Annotated in this window: 14 protein-coding genes; 12 read left to right on the top strand and 2 right to left on the bottom strand. The window is 64.8% G+C overall.

Features of this window, described 5'->3' with window-relative positions; translation table 11 throughout:
- Positions 1-86 precede the first annotated feature (86 nt).
- The 3 genes from ACVWY1_RS20195 to ACVWY1_RS20205 all read left to right on the top strand — a co-directional run bounded on the left by ACVWY1_RS20195 (position 87) and on the right by ACVWY1_RS20205 (position 3,880).
- Positions 87-1,376 carry a M18 family aminopeptidase gene (locus tag ACVWY1_RS20195; protein ID WP_110701091.1) on the top strand — a complete coding sequence of 430 codons (1,290 nt, stop codon included), beginning with the start codon at positions 87-89 and terminating at the stop codon, positions 1,374-1,376.
- A 132-nt stretch (positions 1,377-1,508) separates the two neighbouring features.
- Positions 1,509-1,679 carry a hypothetical protein gene (locus tag ACVWY1_RS20200; protein WP_167388396.1) on the top strand — a complete coding sequence of 57 codons (171 nt, stop codon included), beginning with the start codon at positions 1,509-1,511 and terminating at the stop codon, positions 1,677-1,679.
- A gap of 44 nt (positions 1,680-1,723) precedes the next feature.
- Positions 1,724-3,880, top strand: a complete 2,157-nt coding sequence (locus ACVWY1_RS20205; protein WP_277505370.1) for a mechanosensitive ion channel family protein — start codon at positions 1,724-1,726, stop codon at positions 3,878-3,880.
- A gap of 117 nt (positions 3,881-3,997) precedes the next feature.
- Here the strand turns inward: ACVWY1_RS20205 and ACVWY1_RS20210 are convergent, their stop codons facing one another.
- The gene (locus tag ACVWY1_RS20210) at positions 3,998-4,711 is read right to left on the bottom strand and encodes a UTRA domain-containing protein (RefSeq protein WP_102683661.1); all 714 of its coding nucleotides are present in this window, start codon (positions 4,709-4,711) and stop codon (positions 3,998-4,000) included.
- 336 nt (positions 4,712-5,047) lie between these two features.
- Here ACVWY1_RS20210 and ACVWY1_RS20215 point away from each other — a divergent pair, with 336 nt between their 5' ends.
- The 8 genes from ACVWY1_RS20215 (at position 5,048) to sugE (ending at position 11,891) form a co-directional block, all read left to right on the top strand.
- Positions 5,048-6,106, top strand: coding sequence for an ABC transporter substrate-binding protein (locus tag ACVWY1_RS20215; RefSeq protein ID WP_198754019.1), 1,059 nt, complete (start codon positions 5,048-5,050; stop codon positions 6,104-6,106).
- Between the two features lie 137 nt (positions 6,107-6,243).
- The gene (locus ACVWY1_RS20220) at positions 6,244-7,050 is read left to right on the top strand and encodes an alkaline phosphatase family protein (protein ID WP_046854568.1); all 807 of its coding nucleotides are present in this window, start codon (positions 6,244-6,246) and stop codon (positions 7,048-7,050) included.
- A complete protein-coding gene (locus ACVWY1_RS20225) occupies positions 7,047-7,886 on the top strand; it encodes an ABC transporter permease (RefSeq protein WP_094011831.1) in 840 nt (279 codons plus the stop codon). Before ACVWY1_RS20220 ends, ACVWY1_RS20225 begins: the two co-directional genes overlap by 4 nt.
- Entirely contained in the window at positions 7,876-8,670 is a 795-nt protein-coding gene (locus ACVWY1_RS20230) for an ABC transporter permease (protein WP_277505374.1), read from the top strand. Before ACVWY1_RS20225 ends, ACVWY1_RS20230 begins: the two co-directional genes overlap by 11 nt.
- A 1-nt stretch (position 8,671) precedes the next feature.
- Positions 8,672-9,661, top strand: a complete 990-nt coding sequence (locus tag ACVWY1_RS20235) for an ABC transporter ATP-binding protein (RefSeq protein WP_139673499.1) — start codon at positions 8,672-8,674, stop codon at positions 9,659-9,661.
- Between the two features lie 13 nt (positions 9,662-9,674).
- Positions 9,675-10,328 carry an HAD family hydrolase gene (locus tag ACVWY1_RS20240; RefSeq protein ID WP_139673503.1) on the top strand — a complete coding sequence of 218 codons (654 nt, stop codon included), beginning with the start codon at positions 9,675-9,677 and terminating at the stop codon, positions 10,326-10,328.
- A gap of 42 nt (positions 10,329-10,370) precedes the next feature.
- Positions 10,371-11,336: a bile acid:sodium symporter family protein gene (locus tag ACVWY1_RS20245; protein ID WP_277505377.1), complete on the top strand. Its 966-nt coding sequence runs from the start codon at positions 10,371-10,373 to the stop codon at positions 11,334-11,336.
- Positions 11,337-11,573: 237 nt separating this feature from the next.
- Positions 11,574-11,891, top strand: a complete 318-nt coding sequence (sugE, locus tag ACVWY1_RS20250) for a quaternary ammonium compound efflux SMR transporter SugE (RefSeq protein ID WP_023631604.1) — start codon at positions 11,574-11,576, stop codon at positions 11,889-11,891.
- Positions 11,892-11,907: 16 nt separating this feature from the next.
- Here the strand turns inward: sugE and ACVWY1_RS20255 are convergent, their stop codons facing one another.
- A complete protein-coding gene (locus ACVWY1_RS20255; protein WP_102683654.1) occupies positions 11,908-13,782 on the bottom strand; it encodes an MFS transporter in 1,875 nt (624 codons plus the stop codon).
- 272 nt (positions 13,783-14,054) lie between these two features.
- Between ACVWY1_RS20255 and ACVWY1_RS20260 the strand changes: the two genes are divergently transcribed.
- Positions 14,055-15,170, top strand: a complete 1,116-nt coding sequence (locus ACVWY1_RS20260) for a hypothetical protein (protein WP_277505382.1) — start codon at positions 14,055-14,057, stop codon at positions 15,168-15,170.
- Position 15,171: the final 1 nt, after the last annotated feature.

Here is a 15,171-nt window from a genome sequence, read left to right on the forward strand (position 1 = left end):
AGCTTGCTCCCACGCTTCGCGATAGGGCTGACACAATTTTTCGAGCATTTACGCTAAACTCGCGCCACTGCTGTCTGGAGTGACTTATGCGCGATGCCCTGAACGCCGGCCTGATCGAATTCCTCAAGGCCTCCCCGACGCCCTTCCACGCCACCGCCAGCCTCGCGCAACGCCTCGAGGCCGCCGGCTACCAGCGCCTGGACGAGCGCGACAGCTGGGCCACTACGCCTGGTGGTCGCTACTACGTGACCCGTAACGATTCCTCGATCATCGCCATCAAGCTCGGCAAGCATTCGCCGCTGATCGGCGGTATCCGCATGGTCGGCGCCCACACCGACAGCCCATGCCTGCGGGTCAAGCCGCAGCCCGAGCTGCAGCGCCAGGGCTTCCTGCAACTGGGCGTTGAAGTCTATGGCGGCGCCCTGCTAGCCCCTTGGTTCGACCGCGACCTGTCGCTGGCCGGCCGGGTCACCTTCCGCCGTGACGGCAAGGTGGAAAGCCAGCTGATCGATTTCAAGCTGCCGATCGCGGTGATCCCCAACCTGGCGATCCATCTCAACCGCACCGCCAACGAAGGCTGGCAGATCAACCCGCAGACCGAGCTGCCACCGATCCTGGCACAGGTCGCCGGCGACGAGCGCATCGACTTCCGCGCCCTGCTCACCGAGCAGTTGGCCCGCGAGCATGACCTCAACGCCGACGTGGTGCTGGATTACGAGCTGAGCTTCTACGACACCCAGGACGCCGCGTTGATCGGCCTGAACGGCGACTTCATCGCCGCCGCCCGCCTGGACAACCTGCTGTCGTGCTACGCCGGCCTGCAGGCGCTGCTGAACGCCGAAGGCGACGAGACCTGCGTACTGGTGTGCAACGACCACGAGGAAGTCGGCTCCTGCTCGGCCTGCGGCGCCGATGGCCCGATGCTCGAGCAGACCCTGCAACGCCTGCTGCCCGATGGCGACGACTATGTGCGCACCATCCAGCGCTCGCTGATGGTCTCGGCCGACAATGCCCACGGCGTGCACCCCAACTACGCCGACAAGCACGACGGCAACCACGGGCCCAAGCTCAATGCCGGCCCGGTGATCAAGGTCAACAACAACCAGCGCTACGCCACCAACAGCGAAACCGCAGGATTCTTCCGCCACCTGTGCATGGCCGAGGAAGTACCGGTGCAGAGCTTCGTGGTGCGCAGCGACATGGGCTGCGGCTCGACCATCGGCCCGATCACCGCCAGCCACCTGGGCGTGCGCACGGTGGATATCGGCCTGCCGACCTTCGCCATGCACTCGATCCGCGAGCTGTGCGGCAGCCATGACCTGGCCCACCTGGTGAAGGTGCTCGGCGCCTTCTACCGCAGCCGCGAACTGCCCTGACGGCCAACCCGCTCCCACGCGCCCCCGTGGGAGCGGCGGTGCGACTTGCCCACCGCCTGCCCCCGGTCAATCCGCCTCGCTTGCAAAGCGCTATGCTTGATACATGGCCCCCAAAACAGAAGGATGCTGTCCATGTCATCGCCGTTCCTGTCCCTGTTCGTGCCGGTGTTCCTGTTCCTGATGCTGCTGACCATCGGTTTCAGCCTGCGCGAGCGCAATGTCGGCGTGCTGATGATGTGGATCGGCACCCTCGGCATTTTCGGCCTCACCTGCTGGAAGATCCTCGAGAAACTGCCGTCGTAAACCTCTACACTCGGGCAAACGTTTGACCTGAGGTAGATTTCCCGGTGCCAGCCCTCCTGCGTTGCATCACGCTGCTGTTCCTGTTGCTCGCCACCCCAGCGCATGCCGCCGGCCTGCCCGGCCTGCTCGGTTCCAGCACGCCCGCCCAGCCCGAGGCCAGCGAGCCCTTGGGCAAGTCCCTGGACGAGGTGATCAAGAACCTGGAAAACGACCAGCAACGCGCCAAGCTGCTGGCCGACCTGAAAAAGCTGCGCGACGCCACCCGGCAATCGCAACCCACCGTCGAACAGGGCGTGCTCGGCCTGATCGGCGGTGCCCTGCATGATTTCGAGAAACAGTTCAGCGGCGATGCCAGCCCGTTCAAGCGCTGGTCGCTGGAAATCGACCAGGCCCAGGACGAATTGGCCGCACTGGTGGTGCCGGTGCATCAATGGCCGGCGATCCTGTTCGGCTTCGCCGGAGTCATCCTGGTCTGGGGCCTGCTGGCCTATGCCTTCAACTGGATCGGCCACCGTGTGCGCCTGCGTTTCGGCCTGACCGAAGACCTGCCGCAGCACCCGCGGACCTGGGACCTGGTGCGCTTTGCCCTGCGCAAGCTGGGCCCATGGCTGGTGGCGCTGGTGTTCACCGTGTACCTGAGCTTCGCCCTGCCCTCCTCGCTGGGCAAGTCGATGGCCATGGTGCTGGCCTACGCGCTGGTGGTCGGCACCCTGTTCTCGGCGATCTGCGTGATTGCCTTCTCGCTGCTCGATGGCCCACATCGCCACCGTGCCCTTCACATTCTGCGGCACCAGGCGTTCCGCCCGCTGTGGCTGATCGGCAGCTTCGCCGCGTTCGGCGAGGCGATGAGCGACCCACGCCTGACCACCGCGCTGGGCAGCCACCTGGCCCACGCCCTGGCAACCCTGGCCAATGTGATCGCCGCGCTGTGCACCGGGCTGTTCATCCTGCGCTTCCGCCGCCCGATCGCCCACCTGATTCGCAACCAGCCCCTGTCACGGCGCCTGACCCGGCGCACCCTGAGCGACACCATCGAACTGCTCGGCAGCTTCTGGTATATCCCGGCGCTGATCCTGGTGGCAATTTCGCTGTTCGCCACCTTCGTCTCCGCCGGCGACACCAGCACCGCCCTGCGCCAGTCGCTGATGTGCACGGTGCTGGTGGTGGTGTGCATGGTGCTCAATGGCCTGGTCCGCCGCCATGCCGCCAAGCCCAGGCGCGCCAACAAGCGCCAGGCGGTCTACACCGAACGCCTGCGCAACTTCGGCTATGTCCTGGTGCACCTGTTCATCTGGCTGCTGTTCATCGAACTGGGCCTGCGTGTATGGGGCCACTCGATGATCAGCTTCGCCGAGGGTGACGGCCATGAAGTCAGCCTGCGCCTGCTGGGCCTGGCCGGCACGCTGATCGTCGCCTGGCTGGTGTGGATCCTCGCCGACACCGCCGTGCACCATGCCCTGGTGCATTCGCGGCGCGGGCTGGCCAACGCCCGTGCGCAGACCATGATGCCGCTGATCCGCAACGTGATGTTCGTGGTGATCGTCATCATCGCGGTGATCGTCGCCCTGGCCAACATGGGCATGAACGTCACCCCGCTGCTGGCCGGTGCCGGTGTCATCGGCCTGGCCATCGGTTTCGGCGCCCAGTCGCTGGTGGCCGACCTGATCACCGGCCTGTTCATCATCATCGAGGACTCGCTGGCCATCGACGACTACGTCGATGTCGGCGGCCACCTGGGCACGGTCGAGGGCCTGACCATCCGCACCGTGCGCCTGCGCGACATCGATGGCATCGTGCACACCATTCCGTTCAGCGAGATCAAGAGCATCAAGAACTACTCCCGCGAGTTCGGCTACGCGATCTTCCGTGTGGCCATCCCGCACAGCATGAACATCGACCAGGCCATCACCCTGATCCGCGAAGTGGGCCAGAAGCTGCGCAATGATCCGCTGATGCGCCGCAACATCTGGTCGCCGCTGGAGTTGCAGGGGGTGGAGAGTTTCGAGTCGGGCTCGGCGATCCTGCGGGCGCGGTTCAAGACCGCTCCGATCAAGCAGTGGGAGGTTTCGCGGGCGTTCAACCTGGCGTTGAAGCGCCAGCTCGATGAAGCGGGGTTGGATCTGGCGACGCCACGGCTGTCGGTGCAAGTGGTGACGGCTGGGGGTGGTGCCATCCCTGAAGCCGGCGGAGCCGCCAGCTAGGGCCGCTTCGCACCCCATCGCCGGCAAGCCGGCTCCCACAGGGATCACATGACCTTCAAGACTAACGCCAAACCTGTGGGAGCCGGCTTGCCGGCGATGGGCTGCACAGCAGCCCCCTTACCCCGCCTGCGCGCGGATGCGAATCGCATCATGGCGCCAGTACTCCAGGTCACAGTCGATCAGGTGCCCATGCTGGTCGCTGTTGACCCGGGTGATATGCAGCCCGGGGCTGCCAGCCGACACCTTCAAGGCAGCCGCCGCCTCCACCGGCAACGCCGTCGGCAGGATCTCGAAGCACACCTGCCCATAGTGAATCGCGTACTCCCGCGCATAGATCTCGGTCAGTGACCGGGCCAGGTCCAGCTCAAGGATTCCTGGGAAGTAGCGCGGGTTGAGATAGTGCTCGGCATACAGCACCGCCCGCCCGTCGATACGCCGCAACCGGCAGATCCGCACCACGCTGGACAGCGCCGGCAGCCGCAGGCGCGCGCAGATCGCCGCCGAAGCCGGCTGCAGCCGCGCCGACAGCAGCTGCGTACGCGGCTCGCGCCCCTGGTCTCGCACCATCGCATGGAAGTGGCTGCGCTCGATCAGGTCGTAGGTCAGACGCTCGGGCGCGACGAACCAGCCGCGCCGCTCTTCGCGGTAGATCAGGCCCATGGCCTCGAGCTGCACCAGGGCCTCGCGCAGCGTGATACGCGTGGTGTCGAACACCTCGCTGAGCCTGCGCTCGGCCGGCAGCTTGCCGCCGGGCGCCAGCAAGCCGTGTTCGATCTGCTCCTGCAGCGCGTGGCAGATGGCTGTTACCGCGCGCGGTGGCGTCGCTTGCATCAAAGGTTACCTATCTGGACTAGTCCAGCCCCGAAACGGGGCAGTTGGAGCGTAGTGCAAGCCTAGGCACGGCTGATGAACATCCTGTGACACAGGCGCCGCAGGGCACTTGCCAGATATGCCAGATCCGCGCCAGCCCACGCGAATCAAGGCTTTCGATCTGGTCTACGCTGTAGTTCCAGGGCCTTGGGCCTGCCACCCGCCCCCGCCCCTTACATCAAACTGTCACGCAACAGGCCTACCTTGGCGCAAGGTTTGCTGACCTAGACCAAGGGGTCGCAAGCACCGCTTCCGTTCATAACAACGAATGCAAGGCACCCACCAAAGGAGCTTCGGATGAAAAAGTTGTTCATGGCGTCACTGCTCGGTTCGGCCATCGCTTTTTGCACCTCGGCCATGGCCCAGGACCTCAAGGCCCTTGAAGACGCCGCCCGCAAGGAAGGCACGGTCAACAGCGTGGGCATGCCCGATGCCTGGGCCAACTGGAAAGGCACCTGGGAAGACCTGGCGAAAAAGTACGGCCTCAAGCACAGCGACACCGACATGAGCTCGGCCCAGGAAGTCGCCAAGTTCGATGCCGAGAAGGACAACGCCAGCGCCGATATCGGCGACGTCGGCGCGGCCTTCGGCCCGATCGCGGTCACCAAGGGCGTGACCCAGCCCTACAAGCCAAGCACCTGGGACCAGGTCCCGGCGTGGGCCAAGGACCAGGACGGCCACTGGGCGCTGGCCTACACCGGCACCATCGCCTTCATCATCAACAAGGATCTGGTGAAGAAAGAGGACCGCCCAAGCACCTGGCACGACCTGGAAAAGGGCAAGTACAAGGTCGCCATCGGTGACGTCGGCACCGCCGCCCAGGCCGCCAACGGCGTGCTTGCCGCCGCCATCGCCTACAAGGGCAGCGAAAGCAACATCGAGCCAGGTCTGCAACTGTTCACCAAACTGGCCCAGCAGAAGCGTCTGTCGCTGGCCAACCCGACCATCCAGACCCTGGAGAAAGGCGAGGTGGAAGTGGGCGTGGTGTGGGACTTCAACGGCCTGAGCTACCGCGAACAGATCGACCCGAAACGCTTCGAGGTGCTGATCCCCTCCGATGGCTCGGTCATCTCCGGCTACACCACCATCATCAACAAGTACGCCAAGCACCCTAACGCAGCCAAGCTGACCCGTGAATACATCTTCAGCGATGCCGGCCAGACCAACCTGGCCATCGGCCACGCCCGGCCGATCCGTGCCGAACACCTGAAGCTGCCGGCGGACGTACAGGCCAAGCTGCTGCCCAACGAGCAGTACAAGGCCGCCCAGCCAATCAAAGATGCTGCGGCCTGGGAAGCGACCTCCAAGGCCCTGCCACAGAAGTGGCAGGAGCAGGTGATCATCGAGATGGAATAAGGGGCAGATTCCCTTCTGCCTGAACCGGCCCTGTCGCCGGCAAGCCAGCTCCCACAAGGTCAGCGCAAGACCTGTGGGAGCTGGCTTGCCAGCGATGAGGGCGACGCGCTACCGACTGATACCCCTGCGGAGCCACCATGCAACACAACGTCATCCTGGTCCTGCTCGACGGCCTCAACCACCAGGTCGCCCACCACGCCATGGGCCACCTGCACGCCTATGTCGAGGCCGACCGCGCCGCGCTGTACCGCGTGGAGTGCGAGCTGCCATCGCTGTCACGACCACTTTACGAATGCATCCTCACCGGTGTGCCGCCGATCGACAGCGGCATCGTGCACAACAACATCAACCGCCTGTCCAACCAGCGCAGCGTGTTCCACTACGCCCGCGAGGCCGGCCTGGGCACCGCGGCGGCGGCCTACCACTGGATGAGCGAGCTGTACAACCGCTCGCCCTTCGACCCGCTGCGCGACCGCCACACCCATGCCCCCAAGCTGCCGATCCAGCACGGCCTGTTCTACTACGCCGACCACTACCCCGATTCGCACCTGCTGGCCGACGCCGAATACCTGCGCCGCCGCCATGCGCCGAATTTCCTCCTGGTACACCCGATGAACATCGACGACGCCGGCCACCGCCACGGCCTGGACAGCAGCCAGTACCGCAACGCCGCGCGCAGCGCCGACATCCTGCTGGCCGACTACCTGCCGCGCTGGCTCGAGGAGGGCTACCAGGTGCTGGTCACCGCCGACCACGGCATGAACAACGACCGCTCGCACAACGGCCTGCTCGCCGAGGAGCGTGAAGTGCCGCTGTTCGTGTTCGGCGAAGCCTTCAGCCTCGACCCTGCGGCCAAGCCGCTGCAGACCGAGCTGTGCGGCACGATCTGCGAACTGCTCGGCGCCGCCCACGACAAACCGGTCTGCCGGGAGCTGCTCAAGTGAATGCAAGCCATCGCGGCCGCTACCTGGCCCTGCTCTGCCTGCTGCCGTTCGCCGTGTTCTTCATCATTTTCCAGATCGCGCCGCTGGCCTGGGTCGCCATCAACAGCCTGCAAAGCGAGAGTGGCTGGGGCCTGGCCAACTTCAGCAAGATCTTCGCCTCGAAGTTCTACCTGCAGGCATTGCAACGCAGCCTGGAGATCAGCTTCTGGTCGAGCCTGTTCGGCATCGTCATCGCCACGTTGGGCGCCTATTCGCTGCGCCAGGTCGACTCGAAACTGCGCGACTTCGTCAGCGCCTTTGCCAACATGACCAGCAACTTCGCCGGCGTGCCCCTGGCGTTCGCCTTCATCATCCTGCTCGGTTTCAATGGCGCGCTCACCCTGCTGCTCAAGCAGATGGGGCTGCTCGGCGACTTCAGCATCTACTCCAAGACCGGCCTGATCCTGGTCTACACCTACTTCCAGATCCCCTTGGGCGTGTTGCTGCTCTACCCCGCCTTCGACGCCCTGCGCGAAGACTGGCGTGAGTCCGCCGCGCTGCTGGGCGCCAGCCACTGGCAGTTCTGGCGGCACATCGGCCTGCCCGTGCTTACCCCGGCGCTGCTCGGCACCTTCGTCATCCTGCTGGCCAACGCCCTGGGCGCCTACGCCACCGTCTACGCCCTGACCACCGGCAACTTCAACGTGCTGCCGATCCGTATCGCCGGCCTTGTGGCCGGCGACATCAGCCTCGACCCGAACCTGGCCAGCGCCCTGGCGATGGTGCTGGTGGGGCTGATGACCGTGGTCACGGTGGCCCATCAATGGCTGCTCAAGAGGAGCTACCATGCGCGCTGAAAACAAAGCCGGCGGGCTCTACCACAGCGTGGTGGTCTACCTGCTGTTCCTCATCCTGCTGCTGCCACTGGCCGGCACCCTGCTTTATTCGCTGGCCACCAGCTGGTCGGCCACCCTGCTGCCCAGCGGGCTGACCTTCAAGTGGTATGTGGCGCTGTGGAGCGAACCGCGCTTTCTCGCAGCCTTCGGCCAGTCGCTGCTGGTGTGCGTGGGCGCGCTGGTGCTGTCGGTAGTGCTGATCCTGCCGCTATTGTTCGTGGTGCACTACCACTTCCCCAAGCTCGACGCCTTGATGAACGTGCTGATCCTGCTGCCGTTCGCGGTGCCGCCCGTGGTGTCTGCGGTGGGCTTGCTGCAACTCTACGGCAGCGGACCGATGGCCATGGTCGGCACGCCGTGGATCCTGATCGGCTGCTACTTCACCATCGCCCTGCCGTTCATGTATCGAGCCATCACCAACAACCTGCAGGCCATCAACCTGCGCGACCTGATGGACGCCGCCCAACTGCTCGGCGCCAGCACCTGGCAGGCGGCGTTCCTGGTGGTACTGCCGAACCTGCGCAAAGGCCTGATGGTGGCGCTGCTGCTGTCGTTCTCGTTCCTGTTCGGCGAGTTCGTGTTCGCCAACCTGCTGGTAGGCACCCGCTACGAGACCCTGCAGGTGTACCTGAACAACATGCGCAACAGCAGCGGCCACTTCAACAGCGCCCTGGTAATCTCCTACTTCGCCTTCGTGCTGGTGCTGACCTGGGTCGCCAACCGCCTGAACAAGGACAAGACCTGACATGAGCTTCGTCAGCGTACAGAAACTGCAAAAGAGCTACGCCGGCAGCCCGGTGTTCGAAAACATCGACTGCCAGATCGAGCGCGGCGAGTTCGTCACCCTGCTCGGCCCCTCCGGCTGCGGCAAGTCCACCCTGCTGCGCTGCATCGCCGGGCTGACCCCGGTGGATAGCGGGCGGATCCTGCTCGACGGCCAGGACATCGTGCCGTTGAGCCCGCAGAAGCGCGGCATCGGCATGGTGTTCCAGAGCTACGCGCTGTTTCCCAACATGACCGTGGAACAGAACATCGCCTTTGGCTTGCGCATGCAGAAGGTCAAGGCCGACGAAAGCCAGGCACGGGTACGCGAGGTACTCGACCTGGTCGAGCTCGGCAGCTTCGCCACGCGCTACCCGCACCAGCTGTCCGGCGGCCAGTGCCAGCGCGTGGCCCTGGCCCGCTCGCTGGTCACCCGCCCGCGCCTGCTGCTGCTCGACGAGCCACTGTCGGCGCTGGACGCGCGTATCCGCAAGCACTTGCGCGAACAGATCCGCGCCATCCAGCGCGAGCTGGGGCTTACCACCATCTTCGTCACCCACGACCAGGAAGAAGCCCTGACCATGTCGGACCGCATCGTCCTGATGAACCAGGGACGCATCGTCCAGAGCGGCGATGCCGAAACCCTCTACACCGCGCCCGTGGACCTGTTCGCCGCCGGCTTTATCGGCAACTACAACCTGCTCGACGCCGACAGCGCCAGCCGCCTGCTGCAACGCCCGGTGGCCGCGCGCCTGGCGATCCGCCCAGAGTCGATCACCCTGAGCCTGAACGGCGAGCTGGATGGCGAGATCCGCAGCCACAGCCTGCTGGGCAACGTGATCCGCTACCGCGTCCAGGTGCGCGGCGTTGAACTGGTGGTGGACGTACTCAATCGTTGCGCCAGCGATCTGCACGCGGACGGACAACGGGTATCCTTGTCGATCGACCCCACGGCGCTACGGGAAGTGGCCTAAGGAGATTCAACGCATGGCACTGGCAATTTTCGATCTGGACGAAACCCTCATCCACGGCGACTGCGCGTCGTTGTGGAGCGAGCAGATGGCCCGGCTGGGCTGGGTCGATGGCAAGAGTTTCCTCAAGCGCGACCATGAACTGATGGAAGCCTACGGCAAAGGCCACCTGCAGATGGAGGACTACATGGCCTTCAGCCTGGAGCCGATCGCCGGGCGCACCCTGGAAGAAGTGGAGCACCTGGTCGAGCCTTGGGTAGAGGATGTGATCGAGCCGATCATCTACGGCGACGCCTGCCGCTGCATCGCCGAGCACCGCCAGCGTGGCGACCGGATTCTGATCATTTCGGCCAGCGGCACCCACCTCGTCGGCCCGATCGCGGCGCGCCTGGGGGTGGACGAATACCTCGCCATCGAGCTGGAAGCGGTCAACGGCGTATTCACCGGCAAGACCCACGGCGTGCTCACCTACCGCGAGGGCAAGATCGTCCGCCTGCTGGAGTGGCTCGACCAGGAACAGGAAAACCTCGAAGGCGCGAGCTTCTATTCCGACTCGCGCAACGACCTGCCGCTGCTGCTGAAGGTGGATCACCCCTACGTGGTGAACCCGGACCCGGTGCTGCGCGAGCACGCGCAAACCAACGGCTGGCCCATTCTGAGCTGGTCTTAAGTATGATCGGGGGCACCTGAACAGAACAACAAGGATTGCCCCATGCGTGCCCTCGCCGCCCTCAGCCGCTTCGTCGGCAACACCTTCGCCCTGTGGGTGCTGGTGTTCGCCTGCCTGGCCTTCCTTCAGCCGCAGTGGTTCATCGCCCTCAAGGTCGCCATCGTGCCGCTGCTGGGCCTGGTGATGTTCGGCATGGGCCTGACCCTCAAGCTCGACGACTTCGCCGCCGTCGCCCGCCAGCCATGGCGGGTGGCGTTGGGGGTAGTGGCGCATTTCGTGATCATGCCCGGGGTGGCCTGGCTGTTGTGCCAGCTGTTCCAACTGCCGCCGGAAATCGCCGTGGGCGTGATCCTGGTAGGCTGCTGCCCGAGCGGCACGGCGTCGAACGTCATGGTGTGGCTGTCCAGGGGCGACCTGGCACTGGCAGTGGCGATCGCCGCGGTGACCACCCTGCTCGCCCCGCTGCTTACCCCGGCGCTGATCTGGTTCCTCGCCTCGGCGTGGCTGCCGGTCTCGTTCATGGACATGTTCTGGTCGATCCTGCAGTTGGTGATGCTGCCGATCGTGCTCGGCGTGCTCGCCCAGCGCCTGCTCGGCGCCCGCGTGCAGCTGGCGGTGCAGGTGCTGCCGCTGGTGTCGGTGGTAAGCATCGTGATGATCGTCTGCGCGGTGGTGGCGGTCAGCCAGGCGAAGATCGCCGAATCGGGGCTGCTGATCATGGCGGTGGTAGTGCTGCACAACAGCTTCGGCTTCCTGCTGGGCTACCTGACCGGCAAGCTGTGCAAGCTGCCGCTGGCCCAGCGCAAGGCGCTGGCGCTGGAGGTGGGCATGCAGAATTCCGGGTTGGGCGCGGCCCTGGCGTCGGCGCACTTTTCGCCCCTGGCCGCGGTGCCCAGTGCGCTGTTCAGCGTGTGGCACAACATCTCCGGGGCTTTGCTGTCGACGTGGTTCAGGCGAATGGAGGAGCCTGAGCCCGAGGTACAGAACATCGTATCTGCCAGAAATTGATGTTGCCTGCCCCGGACTCATCGCCGGCAAGCCGGCTCCCACACCGACCGCATGAAGCCAGCCATGCGCTAACCCTGTGGGAGCCGGCTTGCCGGCGATGAGGCAACCACCGATCCTTGAAACTTGCCCCAGCTTCGGCAAATGGGCACTATAGTGCGCACTGTGAGGACGGCCTCACGACGCTGTGCGTGAACATACCGGGGACGGCCCCATCTTTGATAACGATGGAGAATCACCATGTCCTGGATCATCCTGTTCTTCGCCGGCCTGTTCGAAGTTGGCTGGGCTGTCGGCCTCAAGTACACCGACGGCTTCACCCGCCCCCTGCCCACCGTTCTGACGGTCGGCGCCATGGTCATCAGCCTCGGCCTGCTGGGCCTTGCCATGAAGGAGCTGCCGCTGGGCACCGCCTATGCCATCTGGACCGGCGTCGGCGCGGTCGGCACGGTGATCGCCGGGATCATCCTGTTCGGTGAATCCATGGCGCTGATCCGCCTGGCCAGTGTCGCCCTGATCATCACCGGCCTGGTCGGCCTGAAGGTCAGCGCCAGCTGACCTCCCTCCTTTTCCCTTAGCGCATGTCGCCGCGCAGCAGGCTCACCTGCTCGCGCAGCACTTCAGGCTGCGCCGCCTCCACCGGGATGGCGGCGCCGGCCACCAGGGTCACCCGCGACCACAGGCGCTTGAAGAAGCCCTTGTTCGGGTCACGGCTGAAGAAGCTACCCCACAACCCCTGCAACGCCAACGGGATCACCGGCACTGGCGTCTCCTGCAGGATGCGGTTCACTCCACCCTTGAACACATCGATCTCACCGTCCGAACTCAGCTTGCCTTCGGGGAAGATGCACACCAGCTCGCCGTCGGCCAGGTACTGGGCGATACGGGCAAAGGCACGCTCGTAGGTGGCCTCGTCCTCGCCACGCCCGGCGATGGGGATGGCACCGGCGGTGCGGAACACGAAGTTGAGCACCGGCAGGTTGTAGATCTTGTAGTACATGACAAACCGGATCGGCCGGCGGATGGCGCCGCCGATCAGCAGTGCATCGACGAACGACACGTGGTTGCACACCAGCAGCGCCGCGCCTTCGTCGGGAATGCGCTGCAGCTCGCGGTGCTCGACCCGGTACATCGAGTGGCTGAGCAGCCAGATCAGGAAGCGCATGGTGAATTCGGGCACGATGCGGAAGATGTAGGCATTGACCGCGATGTTGAGCAGCGACACCACCAGGAATAGCTGCGGGATGCTCAGCTTGGCCAGGCTCAGCAGGACGATGGTGATGATCGCCGACACCACCATGAACAGTGCGTTGAGGATGTTGTTGGCGGCAATCACCCGGGCCCGCTCACCTTCCGGGGTGCGTGCCTGGATCAGCGCATACAGCGGCACGATGTAGAAGCCGCCGAAGATGCCCAGGCCGACGATCGACAGCATGATCCACCAGGCCTGGCTCATGCCCAGCAAGGTCAGCCAGTCATGGGGCGCGGCTCCGACCGGGACGTCCCCCGAATGCCACCACCAGAGCAGGCCGAACAGGGTCAGGCCGAACGAGCCGAACGGCACCAGGCCGATTTCCACCTTGCGCCCGCTGAGGCGCTCGCACAGCAGCGAACCGACGGCGATGCCTACCGAGAACAGGGTCAGCACCAGGGTGACCACGGTCTCGTCGCCGTGCAGCCAGTCCTTGGCGTAGGCCGGGATCTGCGTGAGATAGATCGCGCCGACGAACCAGAACCACGAGTTGCCGACGATCGAGCGCGACACTGCCGGGGTCTGGCCCAGGCCCAGGCGCAGAGTCAGCCATGACTGCTTGAAGATGTTCCAGTCCAGCTTCATCTGCGGCGCGGCGGCCGCCGCCCGCGGGATCCAGCGGCTGGCCAGGTAGCCCAGCACCGCGGTGCCCACCACGCCCGCAGCGGCCAACGTTGCGTACTGGCTGGAAGACATCAGCACGCCGGCACCGATGGTACCCGCCAGGATCGCCAGGAAGGTGCCCATCTCCACCAGGCCGTTGCCACCCACCAGTTCCTCTTCGCGCAGGGCCTGGGGCAGGATCGAGTACTTCACCGGGCCGAACAGCGCCGAGTGGGTGCCCATGGCGAACAGCGCCACCAGCATCAGCTCGAGGTGGTGCGTGACGAAACCAGTCGCGCCAATGGCCATGATGACGATCTCGGCCAGCTTGATCGCGCGGATCAGGCGGTCCTTGGCAAACTTCTCGCCGAACTGCCCGGCCAGTGCCGAGAACAGGAAGAACGGAAGGATGAACAGCAAGGCGCAGAGGTTGACCCAGATCGAGCGGTCGCCCTCCAGGCTCAGCTTGTAGAGGATCGCCAGGATCAATGACTGCTTGAACAGGTTGTCGTTGAAGGCACCCAGCGACTGGGTGATGAAGAACGGCAGGAAGCGCCGCTTGCCGAGCAGGGTGAATTGCGAGGGGTGACTCATCGTCCGTGTACCTGGTTGGGCTTTGTCATTGGAGGCACGTTCAGCGCATAAAGCCACAAATCTGCACGGGAATGGACGATGAAGGCAAGCCCGTTGCTCCTTCCATAGGTTTCGGCTGCGCCACGCCTGTGGCAGAAGCAGCGGCTGTCAGTTCAGCGCCTGTCGCTCGACACGATGGAACGGCAACCGCGAAGCTGGCAGACTGCCGCCCCTCACCAACGCGCAAAGGTGCGCCACTTGGGGTCGAACTGGACAGGGATGAAGGCCAGCCATTGATTCAATTGAATACCCACAACGCCCGGCTCAAACGCACAGTGCGGGCGGCCAGCCACACCGCACGCACGGCGACGACCAAGCAGGAACTGCTGGCCGCCGTGGACGCCATGGCCGCCTTTTACGGCAACATGCAGTTCGACAACCGGGTGCCCTGGCTGATGGCCCTGCTCTGTGGACCACTGGCCATTGCCAGCATCGCAGGCTACTTGCAGGCGTACGAGCCGCTGCTGGCGCCGCTGGCCAAGCTGCTGGGCCAGAGCGTGCCGCAGCTTGCGTCCAACCTCACGCTCGGCCTGCTCGGTGGCGCTGCGTTCAGCCTGATCGTCCTTTATCAGCGCAGGAAGCTCATCCCCAAGCTTGCCTACGACCTGGCCGAGCGCTCCAGCCTGATCACCGCCGGCCTGCAGGAAATCCCGGTGACCGACAGCCAGTTGCTCAAGGGCCTGCAAATCGAGTTTCGCGACTATGTGCGCGGCAACCACAAGCGCTTCCTGCGCCGCGCCGTGCAGGGCCACTATCAGGGTCGGCTGCACAGCTTCAACTACCGCTGGTACCACCTGCATTACGTGGACAAACAGACCCACCAGGAAACCGAGTCCGATGGCAAGGGCGGCACGACCTCGAAAACCGTGACCTCCTACCAGGAATACGATCGCTACAGCCTGGTGATCGACTTCCCTTGGGTGCAGGGAATCGCCCTGGGTGGCGGCAGCGGCGGCCGCTCATCCATGGTCGACATGGAGCACCACTTCAAGACCGCCTCAAGCGACTTCGACCGCGCCTTCAGCCTTACTGGCAGCTCGGCCATGGCCTGCGCCCGCTTCGCCAAGCCGGTGACGGTGCTGCACCTGATCGACCTGCATCGCCAGCTTGATACGCCCAACCTGGAGTTCTCGCAGCACGGGCAACTGTGCCTGAGCAGCAACGACAACCCGCTCGCTTTCAAGCTGACTTGCGAGCTGTCCCGCGCGAGCGATTTCCGCTTGCTGATCGACCACGGCGTGCACCTGCCTCAGCTCAGCGCTCTGCTCGACGCCGTGCACATCCTGGCCGAGCAGCACGACGACAATTTCACCGTGCCTACCCCGGCACAGCTACAGACGGAACAATGAC

The organism is Pseudomonas sp. TE6288, from assembly GCF_054062095.1.

What these genes read in the sequence shown, in the direction of transcription:
- ACVWY1_RS20220 (WP_046854568.1), top strand. Translation starts at nt 6,244, where the DNA reads ATGCAACACAACGTCATCCTGGTCCTGCTCGACGGCCTCAACCACCAG.
- ACVWY1_RS20230 (WP_277505374.1), top strand. Translation starts at nt 7,876, where the DNA reads ATGCGCGCTGAAAACAAAGCCGGCGGGCTCTACCACAGCGTGGTGGTC.
- sugE (WP_023631604.1), top strand. Translation starts at nt 11,574, where the DNA reads ATGTCCTGGATCATCCTGTTCTTCGCCGGCCTGTTCGAAGTTGGCTGG.
- ACVWY1_RS20210 (WP_102683661.1), bottom strand. Translation starts at nt 4,711, where the DNA reads ATGCAAGCGACGCCACCGCGCGCGGTAACAGCCATCTGCCACGCGCTG.
- ACVWY1_RS20195 (WP_110701091.1), top strand. Translation starts at nt 87, where the DNA reads ATGCGCGATGCCCTGAACGCCGGCCTGATCGAATTCCTCAAGGCCTCC.
- ACVWY1_RS20235 (WP_139673499.1), top strand. Translation starts at nt 8,672, where the DNA reads ATGAGCTTCGTCAGCGTACAGAAACTGCAAAAGAGCTACGCCGGCAGC.
- ACVWY1_RS20255 (WP_102683654.1), bottom strand. Translation starts at nt 13,782, where the DNA reads ATGAGTCACCCCTCGCAATTCACCCTGCTCGGCAAGCGGCGCTTCCTG.
- ACVWY1_RS20245 (WP_277505377.1), top strand. Translation starts at nt 10,371, where the DNA reads ATGCGTGCCCTCGCCGCCCTCAGCCGCTTCGTCGGCAACACCTTCGCC.
- ACVWY1_RS20240 (WP_139673503.1), top strand. Translation starts at nt 9,675, where the DNA reads ATGGCACTGGCAATTTTCGATCTGGACGAAACCCTCATCCACGGCGAC.
- ACVWY1_RS20215 (WP_198754019.1), top strand. Translation starts at nt 5,048, where the DNA reads ATGAAAAAGTTGTTCATGGCGTCACTGCTCGGTTCGGCCATCGCTTTT.
- ACVWY1_RS20200 (WP_167388396.1), top strand. Translation starts at nt 1,509, where the DNA reads ATGTCATCGCCGTTCCTGTCCCTGTTCGTGCCGGTGTTCCTGTTCCTG.